Source organism: Gordonia sp. HS-NH1 (assembly GCF_001418765.1).
GTDB lineage: Bacteria > Actinomycetota > Actinomycetes > Mycobacteriales > Mycobacteriaceae > Gordonia.
The window spans coordinates 13,663-16,038 of sequence record NZ_LIYC01000062.1 but is presented as its reverse complement, the minus strand read 5'-3'; the positions used below and the strand labels follow the sequence as shown (position 1 = coordinate 16,038).

At 63.3% G+C, this 2,376-nt stretch carries 2 protein-coding genes; one reads left to right on the top strand and one right to left on the bottom strand.

What is annotated here, in order from left to right:
• Nucleotides 1-345: 345 nt before the first annotated feature.
• On the bottom strand, nt 346-954 hold the full coding sequence (locus tag AMD30_RS23135; protein ID WP_005201328.1) for a TetR/AcrR family transcriptional regulator: 609 nt from the start codon (nt 952-954) through the stop codon (nt 346-348).
• A gap of 249 nt (nt 955-1,203) precedes the next feature.
• On the opposite strand from AMD30_RS23135, the gene AMD30_RS25590 reads away from it, so the two are divergent.
• Nucleotides 1,204-2,376, top strand: a 1,173-nt coding sequence (locus AMD30_RS25590) for a GMC family oxidoreductase N-terminal domain-containing protein (RefSeq protein WP_231632830.1), incomplete at its 3' end; no start/stop codon positions are given.

The following is a 2,376-nucleotide window of genomic DNA, read 5'->3' as shown; positions in this document are numbered from 1 at the left end:
CGTTCTAGCCACCGTTATGGCCGCCATGGTGGGGTTCTCGAACAGTCTCGGCGAGGAAGTCGGTCGTTATGGCATCGGAGTCTCACTCGTCTGCCCTTCGGAGGTCAACACCGACTACTTCGAACGGAACGATGCAGACATGGGGTGGTACCCCCGGATGTCGCAGTGGTTTCCGGTTCTGGAGCCCGAAGACGTCGCTCGACGAACTGTCCGGGCGATACGCACCAACCGGCGTGAGGCCATCTTTCCCTGGGAATGGCGCTGGCCACCTGGCTGCACAAGCGATTCCCGAAGATGGGGATCAGTGTTCTCAAAGCGCTCGGCTTGGCTTGTTCCGTCCACGCGTCATCCCGCCGGGGGAGCTGGCGGGCTTGCGAACAAGGCGAGAATGACAGCGTGGATCTGCACGACGGATTCGGCACGCGAACCCCGGAGCTGGAGCAGGTGGCTCACGGTGAGTCGTACGAAGATCTCGGTGATCGACTCCAGCGCGAATTCGTCGAGATCGGGCTTCCGAGAACGGATCTGATCGGCTACCACCTGCGTCGCCCGCCCGAGGACGACCTCTGAGTCGACGGTGACCAGCGACAGGAGTTCGCCGCCCTGGAGTCTGCCCGAGATGATCGACATCAGAAGCTCGTTGTCCTCACCAAGGGTCAGTGTGCGCTCCGCGGCGGCTGTGAGTCCGTCAACGATGTCCTGTTCGTCCGCGATGCCCTCGACGACCCCGTGGAGGAAGCGGTCTGCCTCGCGTGCGATCAGCGATGCCGCAAGCTGATCCCTGGTCCCGACCTCGTTGTAGAGGGTCGTACGGCTGATTCCGACCTCGCGCGCCACCCGGGACATGTTCACCGCGGACCATCCCCGTTCCACCACGAGATCGCGAGCGGAGTCGAGTATGCGATCGCGCAGCAGGTCGCGTACTTCGTCGTGGAAGCTCGGGGGCGTAGCCATGTGTCCATCATGCCCGAATTGGCATGCAGGCCTAAGGCGCCCGCCTGAGTGTTTGACACATTAGGCAATTATGTGTAGAAACAATACAGTTCATCTCACAGTGTCAACACACTGTGTCCGGCCGCACCGCCCCGCTTGGCCAGGACGGACAGAAGCGGCGACCGGCACACGGTCATCACAGGGACGTGTTCCTGTAGAGGCTCAATCAGCCACGTAATACCCACGCCCACAGACGATTGCGAGCATCCAATGAACGCTGAGGCGAGCGAGAAAGACACCGACTACGACGTCCTGGTGATCGGCTCCGGGTTCGGCGGCAGCGTCACCGCCCTTCGCCTGGCAGAGAAGGGCTACCGGGTCGGCGTTCTCGAAGCCGGCCGCAGATTCGACGATGCGGACTTCGCCAAGACCAGCTGGGACGTTCGACGATTCCTGTGGGCGCCGAAGCTGGGTGCGTACGGGATTCAGCGCATCCACCTACTTCGCGACTGTGTCATCTTGGCCGGGGCGGGAGTCGGGGGGGGCTCTCTCAACTACGCCAACACCCTTTACCAGCCGGGATCAGCATTCTTCGGCGATCCGCAGTGGGCGCACATCACAGACTGGGAAGACGAGCTGACGCCCTACTACGACCAGGCGCGTCGCATGCTGGGCGTGGTCACCAACCCGCACATGACGCCTGCCGACGAGATCATCCGGTCGGTGGCCGACGACATGAGTGTCGGCGACACGTTTGTCCAGACTCCGGTCGGGGTGTACTTCGGCGAGCCCGGTCGTACCGTGTCGGATCCCTACTTCGGTGGGGTCGGACCGGATCGCACCGGCTGCATCGAGTGCGGCGAGTGCATGACAGGTTGCCGTCACGGTGCCAAGAACACGCTGCTCAAGAACTACCTCGGGCTCGCCGAACGCGCTGGAGTGGTGGTGAATCCGCTGACCACCGTCACCGACGTGCGTCAGCGACCCGATGGCTCCTGGACAGTCGACACAGTCAAGACCGGTGCCTGGATTCGTAAGCGCGAGAAGGCGTTCACCGCTCACAATGTCGTCTTCGCGGCGGGTACCTGGGGTACCCAGCAGTTGCTGCACAAGCTCAAGGACTCCGGCCGCCTTCCTGAGCTCTCGACGCGACTGGGCGAGTTGACCAGGACCAACTCCGAGTCGATCCTCGGGGCCACCCGTTACCGCGTCGACGAATCCCTCGACCTCACCAAGGGCGTGGCGATCACGTCGTCGTTCTACCCCACGCCGGACACCCACGTCGAACCCGTCCGATACGGCAAGGGCTCCAACGCGATGGGGTTGTTGCAGGCGCCGATGACCGACGGCGACGGACGGTTGCCGCGATGGCTGCGATTCATCGGCGTCGCGCTCCGGGATCCACTCGCCACAGCACGTGTCCTGGCGGTGAAGGGCTGGAGC

Bases quoted from the DNA above. Each gene is read 5' to 3' on its own strand.
- AMD30_RS23135 (WP_005201328.1), bottom strand. From the start codon at position 954: ATGGCTACGCCCCCGAGCTTCCACGACGAAGTACGCGACCTGCTGCGC.